Raw genomic sequence first — 14,215 nt, forward strand, 5'->3', positions numbered from 1 at the left:
CAGACCTTCGCCGACCTCACCGACGGGCCTGTGGCGCACCTGCCGTCCGGGCACTTCGCCGCCAACGCGGCCTGGCTGACCTGCGCGGCCATCACCCACAACCTGCTGCGCGCCGCGGGCTGCCTGGCCTCGGCGTTCCACGCCCGCGCCCGCGGCGCGACGCTGCGCCGCCACCTGGTCCAGGTCCCGGCCCGCCTCGCCCGGCACGGACGCAGTCACCTCACCCTGCACCTGCCCGAGCACTGGCCCTGGGCACCCGCCTGGCTGTCTGCCTTCCAAGCCGTCCACCCACCACCAGCAGCAGCGGCCTGACCAGCCCAAACCCCGGTCACCACACCCTTGACGACCACCACGGCCACCTGCCCGAGCCCTCCGACCACCAGCCTATGGACAAGCCGCACAACCGTGAGCGGCCAGCCAAGCACACTCGAAACCAGGAAACAGGGGCCAGCCGATCACCCAAACTCCCGCGGTGGATTCAGGCTGAGATCGTGATGGCCCAGGCGGCGCGGGCAGTCACCGTTGTTCCGTTCACCCAGCGAGCCGAGGCTCTCACTGGTGCCGACTGGGTCTGGTGGTGGGTGGACGGAACGGGTGCTTACGGGATGCTAGTGCAGGCGAAGCGCGTTACCGTGACGAGGAGCAATTGGAGCTTCGACTTCGGCTACGAAGTGAAAAGCGCGGCGCGTCCGCAACGGGAGATGCTTCTTTCCACTGCGGCGCTACTCGATCTTCTGCCTGTATATGCGCTTTACCTTGGAACAGGCGACTACCGAGGGTGGGAGTGCTGTTCGGACGACCACGGGAACGGGAACTGCATCTCTTGCGTCAAGCGCACTATCTCCCTGATGCCAGCGCTACTTGCAGAAAAACTGATTGTGAGTGACGCAGTATCGACCTACGAGCGGTCTGTTGCGCTGGAGGACTTGTGGACGCCGCCCCCGGCGGGCGCATTGTTGATACCAACGCTCGAGAAGCAACTCGCACCGGAACTCTTGAATTTCCTACAGGAGCCGCAGGATGGAACACGAGCAGTCACCCGTTCAATGATCGACCAGGTGCTGAGAGCCCGCTACGGAGCGTTCACCGCAGTATCGACGAGCGTCGCAAGCCCGCAATCTGGTGACCATGACCAACTTGGCCGGGTCTTCGGCGACGTCCCCGACGACACCGGGCACTGGGGTCAAAGGTACTTCGAGCACACACTCAACCCTCTACTGCACGTGCCGCCCGGCTACGTCCTTGGAATCGCCTCGGGCGATTTCGATCAGGACCGATTGACATCGGACATGCCGGACAACATCGCAGGCATTGTCGTGGTGCGAGTGCCGCCGCACGAGTAAACAGCCGCAGTAACCAGACGAGAGTCCGGCGCTTCAACTCCCACCATCAAGCGACCTGTTTTAGCAAGGATGGTGCGTCTGCGCCTATAGCACGCTTCTCATGCGCAAACTCCACGTTCTGCTTCAGCGGCAATGCACCGATCTCCCAGTGGTCGACCAGCACCAGCGCCACTTCGGTCGCAGGCACCGAACGCTGCTCCGGTTCCAGATCGTGATGCCATTGAAACTGCGTTGGACCTCTGACCTCGGCCCCCACCACCGAAATAGCAAGGCAGGCACGAAAGGTCAGGTACTTACTTTTTTTTGCCCCGCTTGCCGGTACTCTCGTGGGTTAACTTGATACTCCCCAATGGGTCAGACGTCCTCTTCCAGGAGTTGGGCGGCGGCCTTTGGTTCCATGACGTTGAACCAGGCTTGTTCAGGGCCGAAGAGACTTCGCTCTGGAAGCCTGACTGCGGTGTCCCAGAGTTCGGGGTCGCAGCCGGGCACGTGCCGCAGGATCACAGCGACCAGATCGCCGGGGACAGAGCCGGTGATCTTCACGGCGACATAGGTCTCGTTTCCGTCGTCAGCACGGACGACGATGCCCAACCGGAAGCCGGGCAGATCGGCAGCATGCTCGTGACCGTCGTGCAGAGACCCGCGCGCCAACTCGCGGATCACCCTGATCAGTCGGCGGACCAGGCGGGTGCCTGCTTCCAACTGATGGCGCTTGTGGTCGTCGTCGGTCGGCAGCAGATGACCGATAATAGGTTCTGCCGCCAAGCGGTTTGGCGTTCTCAGCGTTGTAGCGCGCACGAGCCGCCTGGGCGTCACGCGTGAGGGCCTGGTAGAAGTCGTCGCCGGAGCCGTCCTCGCGTATGCCGGCGGCGATCAGCCAGGGCATGTTCGTATCGGGCCAGACGGCGCCGCGCCACCGCTGGACCTTGACCTTGAAGACGACCTTGTCGTCTATCGCGCGGATCCGACCTTGCCGTCTATCGCGCGGATCCGTTCGTGGCCGACCTCGTCTGCCGCGAACTGGGCGCGGGCCTTGGTCAGCAGGGGGTGGTCTATCTCGTCTAAAGGCTGATCAAGCGGAGGCAGCGGGAGGCCGAGGTCCTCCAGGAGCGCCCGCAGCGTCGGCCGAGTCGGTTCCATCGATCAGGTGTCCTCGCTGATCCCGCCGAGTCGTTCGATGTCCTCGGCTGGGATGTCGGTCAGGAGGGAGACGCTGGAGGCGGCCGACCCGTCAAGCTTGCGGAGCTTGTCGAGCATGGCCTGACGCATCTCCTCGCGGCGGGACGCCAGGTAGGCCCGGACAGCCTCACCCACCAGATCCTTCTTGGTCATCCCGAGGAAGTGGGCACCGTCAGTGATCAACTCATCTGTGTCCAGGTCAACCTTGAGCGGCGCGGCGGCCCGTCCCGCCGTGGGCTTTGCGGCAGCCACACGATCACCTCCCAGTACCTTGGTACCCCATGGTACTTCGATACCACGCGAATGTGGGATCGGCAGGTGGAGGAACCGCGGCCCCGGGCAGCGCGGGGTTACACAGAGCGCAGGTTCGGCCTCGTCTCAGCGTGCTGGGCGACTATCCGGTCAGCGAGGACGGCCTGTAGTTGGCTGATCTTCGCTTGGGCTTCGGCGAGTTGAGCTTCGAGGTCTGAGGCTGTGTCCTGGCTCTCCTGCTGGGTGGCGCGGATCTTGGCTAGGGCTTCTAGAGCGGTTTCGTCGGCTGTGGGGAGGGTGTGGAGGTAGCGCTCGGTTGTGGAGATCTTGCGGTGGCCGAGGCGCTCCTTGACGACCTGGAGGTCCGCGCCGCCGGCGAGGAGCCAGGAGGCGTGGGCGTGGCGGAGGTCGTGGATGCGGGGTGACCACCCGAGGTTGGCGGCGGCTCGGGCCGGGTGCCAGCAGTACTGCGGAACCAGTTGGCGGAGATGTGGGGGTCGTCATCGATGACGCGCGGGTTGCGGGGGTTGTCTTTGCCCTGGGCGCGGCGCTTGGCGCGGTAGGCGGCGTAGGCGGCCCGGCAGTGGTGACATTTGCACTTGCCGAGGCTGTAGGCCGTGATCGTTCCATGGGTGTAGGTGCGCCCGTTAGGTGCTGTGAAGGTGAGGGTGTCGGGGTCTAGGAGTTCGAGTTTGGGCGGTTCATCTCGGCGGCGACTGAAGAAGAGGTCGTCGGGGGTGAGGTTGTTGGCTTCTGCATGAGCCTTGAGTTTGGCGACGATCTGGGGGCTGAGCTTGAAGCGGCGCCAGCGCTTGCCCTTGGGGTAGTCCTTGACCAGGAACCGGCGGCCTTCGGGGTGGAACCTGGGGACGAGTTCGACGACCGAGCGGCTGACGGTGAGGATGCCGGTGGCGAAGTCGAGGTCCTTGACGCGCAGTTCAGTCAGTTCGCCCCAGCGGAGGCCGCTCTCGATGTCGGTCTCGACCAGGAGCTTGGCGGTCGCGTCCGGGAGCGCCTCGTAGATGCGGGCGAACTGCTCGGCGGTGATGATCTGGCGCGGCTTCTCGGGGACGGGGTCGGTCTTCACGCCGCGGCTCGGGTGGTAGACAAGGACGCCGTCGTTGACGGCGGTGGTGAAGATGGCGTTGAGGATCGCGGTTTTGCAGTACTTGATGCTGTAGGCCGAGGCGCCCTGCTTCTTGAGGTGCGTGATCCACTCGCGGACGGTCTCTGAGGTGATGTCCTGCAGCTTCATGTCGCCGAAGTACGGCATGACATGGGCGGCGAGCGCGTAGGCGTAGTCCTGGCGGGTTGATGCCTCGATGCGGTGGTTCGGGAACCAGCGTTCTTCGACGTAGGTGCGGAAGGTCTGGCGGGCTCGGCGGGGGTCGCCTGCCTTGCCTTCGGCGATGCGGGACTCGGCTCTTTGCCAGGCTGGGTCGGCCTCCTTGCGGGCGCCGAAGGTGCCGGCCGTCTGGCGGACGCCTCGGGCGTCGTCGTAGAGCGCCTGGTATCGGGTGCCGTTCGGCCACTTGCGCTTGCGTGTGAAACCCATGGCCCCCGAGCAAGATCATTTGTCACTCATTTGTCACTGGAACATGGAAATCCGAGCGATACCGACGAGTACAGGATGGCACACGAAACAGCCTCTGACCTGCAGTTTAATGGACTTTCCATGATCAGACAAAGGTCCATCGGCGCCGCTTCCAAACTGGCTACGCGGGTTCGATTCCCGTCGCCCGCTCTCTCGTTTCCTTTCGCGGGCCGAACCGAGGATCACCGCGTCAGCGGCTCCAGCGCGGTGGCCACTGGGACCGGATCGGAGATCACCGCGAGGTGCCGGGCGTCCGGGATCAGCGTCGGCGCCGGGGCGCCGATCCGCGCCGCGGTCTCGTACGGCGACCGCTTGCTGAAGACAGGGTCGTCCGCGCCGTAGATCACCCTCTTGGGCAGGGGGAGAGCGCGCAGAGCCGCCACCCGGGCCGTGGGCAGGCCGACGACGCCCTCCCGCAGCATCTGCCACATCGCCTTCTCCGCGCCCTCGACCATGAACGGCCGCCGCCACTGGTCCACCCCGGCGTGGTCGAGCCGTTCGCAGCGCGGTCCGCAGATGGCGGCATAGGCGGTGCGTACCAGCCAGTCCGAGCGCAGGCCCAGTCGCAGCGCGGACGTCCAGTAGGGATCCAGCAGCAGGTAGGGCAGCGGGCTGCGCTGGCCCGCCCCGGTCAGCAACGCGTCCCCGTCCAGGAAGGCCACCCCGCCGATGCCCTGCGGATCGAGCAGCGCCGCTTCGGCGACGATGGCCGCGCCGCTGGAATGCCCGGCGATGACCGGCCTGGTCAGATGCAGCGCGTTGATGAACGCGACGAGCTGGGCGCCCATGTGGGCCGCGTTGTACGGCGGACGCCGCTCGCTGTAGCCGTTGCCGGTCGCGTCCAGCGCGTACACCACGTGCCGCTCGGCCAGCACCTCGGCGAGCGGCTGCCACATGTCGGCGTTCTCGAACGCGCCGTGCACCAGGACGATCGCGCTGCCGGTCGTGCCCCACACGCGGTAGCGGGTCCGCACGTCCCCGGCCTGGACGTACAGCTGCCCCGCCGGCGGCGCGGCCCTGCCCCGCGTGGCCGCGTTGTAAGCGAACGAGGCGAGGGTGACCAGGATGAACGCGAGCGCCAGCGTCTGCGCCAGCCGCTCCCGCCACCGCTTCATCCGCGCACGCCACGGCCGCGGGGGCTCGGCGGCGCCATCCGCCCGGTCAGGGGGTACGGCCGGATCGCTCATGGTGGCCCATCACCCGCTCCCAGGATTACGGCTTCCAGGCCCGGTCGAAATGGCGAACGACCTCCAGCACGATGCGGACGGAGTTCGCGCAGTAGGGCTGAGGATACGCCTGGAGAGCGTTATCGGAGCGAGCCTTGTCGCGAATGTGCCAGTGGGTCCGGACGGGCGCGCGCTTGGGCCGCTTCCCGAACGTGCGCCGGTGCGGTCGGCCGTGGCGTGCCCCTATTCGGAAGCGTCGGTGACAGCGTGGACGTCCCTTCCGCCGAACACCTCGTCGACCGCTTTCACACGCAGTTCTTCGAGAACGGCCGCCTGCGCCTCGGCGCGGTCCAGGAGCATGCGAAGGGCCCTGGCGTCCAGGTCGGTCTCCCGGTCGGCGATGGCCAGCAGCGTGCGCCACCCGGCGGCCTTCCCCTCCACCGCCAGGCGCAGGGCCTCGAGCTCCACCAGATCGCTCAGCGGCGAGCGGTCGCGCAGCCGTCCGTTGAACTTCCGGCGCGCCGCCTTCTCGGCGGCCCACACCGCCACGCTCTTGTACCCGCGGACCGGCAGGCCGAGCGACCGCACGATCGACAGCGCCGCGCCCCGATCGGCGGCGATGTCCTGGGCCAGCCGCGCCAGCCGCTCCGCATCGCCCGACCCGCTGTGCGTCCGCGCGATCCGGCGCGCCAGCGCCACCCCGCCCGCCGCACCTGCCAGATGGTCGCTCAAGTAGATGCCCAGAAGTCGCCGGGGGTCACTGGTCGCCATTCCCGACCCGTACCCGAAGGCGCCTCTGTAAACGGCGCTCCGGCTGCAAACCCGGGCAGGAGTTCGTGTGCTCCTGCCCGGCCTTCGCCGTTCCGTCCGTGGCGGTCGGTTTCAGAGGGCGCGGGCGTGGGCCGCCGCGACCGCGATCGCCTTGGCGAGGTTCTCCGGGCGCCGGCCGCCCGCGTTCGCGACGGCGCCCTTGCCGCCCGCGCCGCCGCCGACCTCGCGCGCCGCGTCGGTGAGCAGGTCGCGCGCCCGGACGCCGGAGCGCGGGCCGGCCGCCGCGACCAGCTGCGCCCTGCCGCCGGACGCGGTGCCGAGGACGGCCAGGCCGCGCCCGTCGCCGGAGGAGACGATCGCGGACGCGAGGGTGCGCAGGTCCGCGGTGGTCGCGTCGTCCACCTGCCGGGCGACGAGCCAGCCGGACGGCACCGGTTCGGACTGGGACGCGAGGCGCTCCGCGAGCGCGTCCAGTTCGGCGCGGCGCAGGGCGTCGAGCTCGCGCTGCGTCTCCGCGAGCAGGCCGAGGCGCTGCCGCAGCCGGCCGGGCGCCTGGTCGGGCGGGACGTTCAGCAGCGCGGCGAGCTCGTGCAGCAGCGCCCGCTCGTGGTCGAAGTGGCGGAGCGCGTCCGGTCCGGTGAGCGCCTCGATGCGGCGCAGGCCGGTGCCGATGGACGACTCGCCGACGATGTGCACCGGCCCCGCCTGGGAGCCGTGCCCGACGTGGGTGCCGCCGCACAGCTCGCGGGACGCGTCCCCGATGTCCACGATGCGGACGTCGTCGCCGTACTTCTCGCCGAACAGCGCGAGCGCGCCCGCCGCCTGCGCGTCGGAGCGGGACGCCTCCCACACGCGCACGTCCGGGTCGTCCGCCAGGTACTCGTTGACGAGCGTCTGGACGGTGCCGATCTCGGGCACGGCGGAGAAGTGCGCGAAGTCGAACCGCAGGCGGCCGGGCTCGACGCGGGAGCCGCGCTGCGCCGCGTGGTCGCCGAGGACGCGGCGCAGCATCGCGTGCAGCACGTGCGTGGCGCTGTGCGACCGGGCGGTCGCCGCGCGCCGGTCCGCGTCCACGACCGCCTGCGCCTCGTCGCCGGGACGGACCTCGCCGTCCACGATTCGGACGGCGTGCACGTGCAGGCCGTCGAGGCCGGGACGGGTGTCGACCACCTCCAGGACCGCGCCGGGCGTGCGGATCGCGCCGGTGTCGCCGACCTGGCCGCCGCCTTCGGCGTAGAACGGGCTGCGCGCGAGGACCACCTCGATCTCGTCGCCCTCGGACGCGACCGGCGCGGTGCCCGTCCCGTCGAGGAGCGCGACGACCCGCGTCTCGGCGGTGGTGGAGGAGTAGCCGACGAACTCGGTGCGGCCGTGCTCGGCGAGCACCCGCCCGTAGAGGTCGCGCCGCGCGACCGCGTCGCCCTTGCGGTCGCGGCCCGCCCGGTGCGCCTGGCGCCGCTGGTCGTCCAGCAGTTCCGCGAACGCGTCCGCGTCGACGGTGAGGCCCGCGGACCGCGCCGCGTCGAGGGTGAGGTCGATCGGGAAGCCGTAGGTGTCGTGCAGCTCGAACGCGGTCCGCCCGGAGATCTCGGTGTCCGCGCGGGAGATCGCGGACTCCAGGAGCCGGGTGCCCTGCCGCAGCGTCCGGTCGAACGCGTCCTCCTCCGCCGCGACGACCCGCTCGATCAGCCCGGACTGGCGCTCGAGCTCCGGCCACGTCCCGCCGAGGTTGCCGACGACGCTGCCCGTCAGGGGCGCCAGGACCGGTTCGTCGATGCCGAGCCGGCGCGCGTGCCGGACCGCGCGGCGCATCAGCCGGCGCAGCACGTAGCCGCGGCCGTCGCGCGCGGGCAGCACGCCGTCCGCGATGAGGAACGCGATGGAGCGCGCGTGCTCGGTGACGACGCGGAACGACATGGAGTCCTCGCCGCCGTCGCGTCCGGGGTAGGGGCGTCCGGCGAGTTCCTGGACGAGCCGGAGCGTCGGCGCGAGCAGGTCCGTCTCGCACACGGTGTCGACGTCCTGCAGGACCGCCGCGAGACGGTCGAGGCCGAGCCCGGTGTCGATGTTCTTCGCGGGCAGCTCGCCGAGGATCGGGTAATCGCCCTTACCGGTCCCTTCGCCGCGCAGGTTCTGCATGAACACGAGGTTCCACAGTTCCTGGTACCGCTCGCCGTCCACCGCGGGGCCGCCTTCGCGGCCGAACGAAGGGCCGCGGTCGTAGTGCAGTTCGGAGGACGGCCCGCAGGGCCCCGGCGTCCCCATCGACCAGTAGTTGTCCGCCATTCCGAGCCGCTGGATGCGCTCGGACGGGACGCCGACGCGGCGCCAGATGTCCTCTGCCTCCGCGTCGTCGAGGTACACGGTGACCCAGATCCGATCCGGGTCGAGTCCGTAATGGCGCGTGAACAGCTCCCACGCCCAGGCGATCGCCTCCGCCTTGAAGTAGTCGCCGAACGAGAAGTTGCCGAGCATCTCGAAGAACGTCGAATGCCGAGTCGTCCGGCCGACGTTCTCGATGTCGGACGTCCGCGCGCATTTCTGCACGGACATCGCGCGGGGGTGCGCGGGCTCGGTCTCGCCGAGGAAGTACGGCTTGAACTGGTTCATGCCCGCGTTGGTCAGCAGCAGCGTCGGATCCTGCGGGATCAGCGGGCTGGACGGGACGACGCGGTGGTCGCGTTCCCGGAAGAAGTCGAGGAAGGTGGAGCGGATCTCAGACGAGCGCATGGAACGGCCTCACGAGGTCGATGGGATGACGGCGCGCTCCGCCGAGCCGGGCCGGGCACGACTGCCCGTTCCCCGGCTCGGCGCGGCTAGCTCGCCGCCCCACCTCGTGAAAGACCATCGGTCGCTTTCCCGTTCGCGGACACCTGCCTCCAACGCTAACCGAGCCGCCCCCGCCCCCGCACACCGAATTCCCCTCGCCGAAAAAGGCTCAGGGGGTGTTGACGGATTCGCGGGCGTCGTAGGCGGCGCGGGCGGCGTCGATCTCGGACAGGTGGGACTCGGCCCAGGAGACGAGGGTGATCGCCGCTTCCAGGAGGGTCGCGCCCATGGGGGTGAGCGCGTACTCGACGCGCGGCGGCACCACCGGGTACACGGTGCGGGTGACGATGCCGTCGCGCTCCAGGCCGCGCAGCGTGACGGTCAGCATGCGCTGGCTGATGCCCTCGATCTCGCGCTTGAGCTCGGTGAACCGGAGGGTCCGGTCGCCGAGCAGCGCGATCACCTGGAGGGACCACTTGTCGCCGATGCGATCGAGGATCTCGCGTCCGCGGCAGCCGGCGACGGTGTGCTCGGGAACGTGCATGGTTATCTCCAGGTGACCGAGGCAGGAAAAAGTGCCTTCTTGTGCCCGTGGCGCGCAGGTCCGCACCATGGAGGCGGTTCCGGAAAGGAACCGTCTTACTGTGCATAACCAAGGAGACACGATGACCGCGGAACTTGTCGAGATCCCCGGCTACGTCGCCGGCACCTGGACGATCGACCCGCTGCACTCCGGCGTCGGGTTCACGATCCGGCACCTGATGGTGAGCAAGGTGCGGGGCCGCTTCGGGACCTTCGAGGGGACGGTCGTCACCGGCGACGACCCGCTGCGCTCGGAGGTGACCGCGACGATCGACCTGGCGTCCGTCGACACCGGCAACGCGCAGCGCGACGAGCACGTCCGGTCCGCCGATTTCCTGGACGTCGAGAAGTACCCGCGGATGGCGTTCCGGTCCACCGGCGTGCGCGCCGGCGGTGAGGGGTTCCTGCTCGACGGCGAGCTGTCGCTGCACGGCGTCACCAAGCCGGTCACGCTGGACCTGGTCGTCGAGGGCTTCGGGCCGGACGTGTTCCGGCAGGACGACCCGTTCAAGGGGGCCCGCGCCGGGTTCACCGCGACCGGTGAGATCAGCCGGCTGGAGTTCGGCGTCGGCGACGCCGCCACCATCCCGGGCGGCAAGCTCGGGCTGAGCGAGAAGGTCGAGATCGTCCTGGAGATCGAGGCGGTGCTGCGCACCGAGTAGCGTGCTGTTAACCGTCCGTTCTCCGCGGGTTCCGCCGACGCGCGTCCGCGGCGCACCATGATCGGAGGAGACAGGACGGAGGGCGGACGGAGGGGCTGCCGATGCCGAACGGGACGTCCCGGGCGCGCTCGCGGCCGGTCCCGGACGGCGCCGCCCCGGTGGAGCGGCGGGCGCGGCTGGCGGCGCCGTGGATCGTCGGCGGGCTGACCGCGGTGATCACGGCGGTGACGACGTCGCTGGGCACGTTCAGCCTGCCCGCGCCGGTGCAGGCCGCCGTGACGGGCGGGGTGGCCGTGCTGGCGGGCATCGCGGCGTGGGGCGCGCAGCAGGCGGACCGGCCCGACCCGCCGGCGGAGGCCGCGGGCGGGGTGACGCCGGCGCAGCTGCCGCCGGTGATCGCGCACTTCACCGGGCGGGACGCGTCGCTGGCCGAGCTGCGCCGGGCCTTCGCCGCCGGGTCCGGGTCGCCGGCGTCGCCGCTGGTGGTGTCGGTGCACGGGCCGGCGGGCGTGGGCAAGTCGGCGCTCGCGGCGCGGTTCGCGCACGAGATCGCCGACGAGTACCCGGACGGCGCGCTGTACTTCGACCTGCGCGGCGCGGCCGGGGCGCCGGTGCCTCCGGAGGAGGTGCTGCTCGGGTTCCTGCAGGCCCTCGGGGTGCGGCTGGCGACCGACCCGGGCGGGCTGCCCGAGCTGCAGAAGCTGTGGTGGACGTGGACGCGCGGCCGGCGGCTGCTGGTGCTGCTGGACAACGCGCACGACGGGGCGCAGGTGGGGGCGCTGCTGCCGCCGGGCGGCGACTGCGCGGTGCTGGTGACGTCGCGGCAGCCGCTCAAACTGCTCAACAACCTCGACCGGCGGCTGACCGAGTTCACCGCCGAGCACGCGGTGGAGCTGCTCGGCCGGCTCGCCGGCCGGGACCGGGTCGCCGCGGACCCGGCCGCCGCCGCCGAGATCGCCGAGCTGTGCGGCCGGCTGCCGCTGGCGATCGGGATCTGCGGCGGACGGCTCGCGGCGCGCGAGTCGTGGACGCTCCGGGTGCTGACCGACCGGCTGCGCGACGAGCGGCGCCGGCTCGGCGAGCTGGAGCACGGCATCGACAACGGCGTCCGGGCGAGCCTTTCGCTGAGCTACGACGACTGCAGCCCGACACAGCAACGGCTGCTGCGCATGCTCGGCGTGCAGGCGGCCCCGGACGTGCAGGCGTGGGCGGCGGGCGCGCTGCTCGGTGTGTCGGATCTCGAGGGCGAGGACCTGCTGGAGGCCCTCGTGGACGCGCAGCTCGTCGAGTGCTCGGGGACCGACGCGACGGGCTCGATGCGGTACCGGCTGCACGATCTCGTCCGGCTGTACGCGGTGGAGAAGGCGACGGATAGGGAGAACGAGGAGGAGGAGCACGACGCGGCGGTCGAGCGGGTGCTGGACGGGTACCGGGAGCGGGCGGAGCGGGTCGCGGCGAGCCGCTGGCCGCAGGACTGGCACCGCGGCGCGGGGCAGGTGCCCGCTCTGGAGTTCTCGGCGGTCGACTGGCTGGCGAGCGAGCGTCCGGCGCTGCTGGCGCTGCTCGGGCAGGGCGCGGAGCGCGGGATGTGGACGCTGGTGTGGCGGCTCGGGCGGGCGGCGTGCTCGCTGTTCCACTCGCTGCGGGTGTTCTGGCCGGAGTGGAGGGCGGCGGCCGATCTGACCTGCACGGCCGCCGGGCATCTGGACGCCCGTTCGCTGGGCGTCGCGCTGCTGGAGCGGTCGTCGATGCGCGGCAACCAGGGGCGGATCGACCTGGCGCACGAGGACGCCGCCGAGGCCCTCCGCATCTTCACCGGAATCCGGGAGACGTGGTGGCGGGCGCGCGCGCTGAGGGCCACGGGCATGAGCTTGCGGGACGCGGGCAACCTCGACGAGGGCCAGCGCTTCCTGACCGAGGCCATCGACGTGTTCGGGGAGGAAGGCGACGCGTGGTGGCAGGCGCGGACCCGCCGCAACCTCGCCGAGCTGCGGCTCGCTCAGCGCCGCTACGGGGAGGCCCGCGAACTGGCGGAGCGTGCGCTCGCGGTGTTCCAGCACAACGGCAACCGGTACTCGGAGGCGCAGACGCTGCGCGCGCTCGGGGAGGTGCTGGCGTCGGAGGCGCGCGCGCTGCACGCGGCGGGTGACGAGGCGGCGGCCGAGATCAAGTACAGCCTGGCCGCGCCCACGCTGGAGCGCGCCGCCGAGGCGTTCCGGCGGCGGGACGAGCAGTGGGAGGAGGCGCGCTGCCTGCGCACCGCCGGCGAGGTCGGCGATCCCCGCAACGGGCTGCGCGAGCTGACGTTCGTGCGGACAGCCGCCCGGGTGCTCGCCGACCTCGGCGACGTCTGGGGCGTCGCGCGCACCCGCGTGTCGGAGGCCAACGCGCTGGCCCGGCTCGGCCGGTACGCCGAGGCCGCCGACACCGTCCGCGAGGCGACCGCGGAGTTCGACGGGCTGGGCGACCGCTGGTGGCAGGCGCGGGGGCGCCGCACGCTCGCCGAGATCCTGCTGGACGCCGGCGACCGCGCGGCGGCGCGGCGTCCCGCCCGCGAGGCCCTCGAGTTGTACCGGAGCCTGGGGAACGCGGCGGGGGAGAGCCGGGCCCGCGCCGTCCTCGCCCGTACCGAGCCGCCGGAGGACTAGCGCGCACCGGCGGCGGCGTCCGGGAGACTGGGGGCGTGGAACTGCGGCAGCTCAGGTACTTCGTCGCGGTCGCGGAGGAGGCGAACCTCACCCGCGCCGCCGGACGGCTCGGGCTGCGCTCGCCGTCGCTCAGCCAGCAGGTCCGCGGGCTCGAACGCGAGCTGGGCGCCGCGCTGTTCGACCGGACCGCCGCCGGGATGGAGCTGACCCCGGCCGGGGCCGCGCTGCTGCCGGAGGCGCGGGCGGCGCTGGCCGCCGCCGAGCGGGGCGCGCGGGCGGTGGCGGCGGCCGCGTCCGCCACCGCGCCCCTGGTCGTCGGCGTACCGCCCGGTATCCCGCCCGACCTGCCCGGACGGCTCGGCGCGGCGGCGCGCGAGGCCCGCGTCCGGCCGGTGTACGCGGACGCCGCGACCGACGTCCAGCTCGCCGCGCTGCGCCGCCGCGAGCTGGACCTCGCCGTGGTGACGCTGCCCGCCGACCTCGCCGGGCTGGCGCACGAGACCGTCCACGACGAGCCGCTCGGCGTCCTGATGGCGGACGGCCACCGGCTCGCCCGCCGGGACGCGATCGCGTGGCGCGACCTGGCGGGCGAGCGGCTGCTGTGGTTCGACCGCGGGCTCGCGTCCGGCTACCACGACGCGGTGCTCGGCGCATGCCGCGCCGCGGGCTGGGACCCGGAGACCCGCGTCTCGACGGCCCGCCGCGCGGTCGCCCGCGCCGAGCTGACGTCCGGGGAGCCGATCATCGCCCTGCGCCCGGAGCGGGCGGCCGAACCGGGGCTCGTGTGGCGGCCGTTCGCCGCGGACGCGCCGCGCCTGAGGTTCGCGCTCGCCTGGCGCCGTGACGCCGGTCACGCGGCCGCCGAGGCGGTCGCCCGCCGTCTGCGGCGTTAGGCGGGGCCTCACCCGCCATAGGCGGCGCCTCGTGGACGCGGCGGCGGGCCGCGGCGTTCACTGCCCGCATGTTCCTGTTGCTGCTGCACTACGACGACGGCGTCCTCGGCGAGCTGGACGCGCTGATCCCCGAGCACTACGCGTACGTCGACCGGCACATGGAGGCCGGGACGTTCCTGCTCACCGCCCGCCGCGACCCGCGCGTCGGCGGGGTGATCCTCGCGGCCGGCGCCGACCGCGCCCGCATCGAGGAGATCACCGCCGAGGACCCGTTCCTGCGCACCGGACGCGTCCGCTACGAGGTCATCGCGATCGAGCCGACGCGCTCGGCGCTCGCCGGCATCACGGTGTGAGCA

Annotated in this window: 14 protein-coding genes and 2 pseudogenes; 6 read left to right on the top strand and 10 right to left on the bottom strand. The window is 71.4% G+C overall.

What is annotated here, in order from left to right:
- Both F8568_RS38620 and F8568_RS38625 read left to right on the top strand, forming a co-directional pair.
- Positions 1 to 312, top strand: a pseudogene (locus F8568_RS38620) (IS1380 family transposase); the annotation flags it as partial.
- 179 nt (positions 313 to 491) lie between these two features.
- Positions 492 to 1,343, top strand: coding sequence for a hypothetical protein (locus F8568_RS38625; protein ID WP_202125839.1), 852 nt, complete (start codon positions 492 to 494; stop codon positions 1,341 to 1,343).
- 46 nt (positions 1,344 to 1,389) lie between these two features.
- Here the strand turns inward: F8568_RS38625 and F8568_RS38630 are convergent, their stop codons facing one another.
- The 10 genes and pseudogenes from F8568_RS38630 to F8568_RS38665 form a co-directional block, all read right to left on the bottom strand.
- Complete coding sequence (locus F8568_RS38630; protein ID WP_151598584.1) at positions 1,390 to 1,599, bottom strand: hypothetical protein; 210 nt, start codon at positions 1,597 to 1,599, stop codon at positions 1,390 to 1,392.
- A gap of 98 nt (positions 1,600 to 1,697) precedes the next feature.
- Positions 1,698 to 2,108, bottom strand: coding sequence for a hypothetical protein (locus F8568_RS47270; RefSeq protein WP_202125840.1), 411 nt, complete (start codon positions 2,106 to 2,108; stop codon positions 1,698 to 1,700).
- Positions 2,109 to 2,294: 186 nt separating this feature from the next.
- Entirely contained in the window at positions 2,295 to 2,483 is a 189-nt protein-coding gene (locus tag F8568_RS47275) for a hypothetical protein (protein WP_202125841.1), read from the bottom strand.
- 3 nt (positions 2,484 to 2,486) lie between these two features.
- Complete coding sequence (locus tag F8568_RS38640) at positions 2,487 to 2,774, bottom strand: hypothetical protein (protein ID WP_202125842.1); 288 nt, start codon at positions 2,772 to 2,774, stop codon at positions 2,487 to 2,489.
- Positions 2,775 to 2,872: 98 nt separating this feature from the next.
- Positions 2,873 to 3,253, bottom strand: coding sequence for a tyrosine-type recombinase/integrase (locus F8568_RS49035; RefSeq protein WP_236009919.1), 381 nt, complete (start codon positions 3,251 to 3,253; stop codon positions 2,873 to 2,875).
- A 782-nt stretch (positions 3,254 to 4,035) separates the two neighbouring features.
- Positions 4,036 to 4,329: pseudogene (locus F8568_RS51275) on the bottom strand (tyrosine-type recombinase/integrase); the annotation flags it as partial.
- Positions 4,330 to 4,550: 221 nt separating this feature from the next.
- Entirely contained in the window at positions 4,551 to 5,483 is a 933-nt protein-coding gene (locus F8568_RS38650) for an alpha/beta fold hydrolase (RefSeq protein ID WP_202125843.1), read from the bottom strand.
- 294 nt (positions 5,484 to 5,777) lie between these two features.
- Complete coding sequence (locus tag F8568_RS38655; protein WP_151598587.1) at positions 5,778 to 6,305, bottom strand: hypothetical protein; 528 nt, start codon at positions 6,303 to 6,305, stop codon at positions 5,778 to 5,780.
- A 111-nt stretch (positions 6,306 to 6,416) separates the two neighbouring features.
- Positions 6,417 to 9,035: an alanine--tRNA ligase gene (gene alaS, locus F8568_RS38660; RefSeq protein WP_151598588.1), complete on the bottom strand. Its 2,619-nt coding sequence runs from the start codon at positions 9,033 to 9,035 to the stop codon at positions 6,417 to 6,419.
- 208 nt (positions 9,036 to 9,243) lie between these two features.
- Positions 9,244 to 9,618 carry a winged helix-turn-helix transcriptional regulator gene (locus F8568_RS38665; RefSeq protein WP_151598589.1) on the bottom strand — a complete coding sequence of 125 codons (375 nt, stop codon included), beginning with the start codon at positions 9,616 to 9,618 and terminating at the stop codon, positions 9,244 to 9,246.
- 121 nt (positions 9,619 to 9,739) lie between these two features.
- Here F8568_RS38665 and F8568_RS38670 point away from each other — a divergent pair, with 121 nt between their 5' ends.
- The 4 genes from F8568_RS38670 (at position 9,740) to F8568_RS38685 (ending at position 14,212) form a co-directional block, all read left to right on the top strand.
- Positions 9,740 to 10,318: a YceI family protein gene (locus F8568_RS38670; protein ID WP_151598590.1), complete on the top strand. Its 579-nt coding sequence runs from the start codon at positions 9,740 to 9,742 to the stop codon at positions 10,316 to 10,318.
- 101 nt (positions 10,319 to 10,419) lie between these two features.
- On the top strand, positions 10,420 to 12,966 hold the full coding sequence (locus F8568_RS38675; protein WP_151598591.1) for an ATP-binding protein: 2,547 nt from the start codon (positions 10,420 to 10,422) through the stop codon (positions 12,964 to 12,966).
- 35 nt (positions 12,967 to 13,001) lie between these two features.
- The gene (locus F8568_RS38680; RefSeq protein ID WP_160573921.1) at positions 13,002 to 13,859 is read left to right on the top strand and encodes a LysR family transcriptional regulator; all 858 of its coding nucleotides are present in this window, start codon (positions 13,002 to 13,004) and stop codon (positions 13,857 to 13,859) included.
- Positions 13,860 to 13,927: 68 nt separating this feature from the next.
- Positions 13,928 to 14,212: a YciI family protein gene (locus F8568_RS38685; RefSeq protein WP_151598593.1), complete on the top strand. Its 285-nt coding sequence runs from the start codon at positions 13,928 to 13,930 to the stop codon at positions 14,210 to 14,212.
- The last annotated feature ends 3 nt before the right edge of the window (positions 14,213 to 14,215 follow it).

Source organism: Actinomadura physcomitrii (assembly GCF_008923205.2).
GTDB classification, from domain to species: Bacteria; Actinomycetota; Actinomycetes; order Streptosporangiales; family Streptosporangiaceae; genus Spirillospora; species Spirillospora physcomitrii.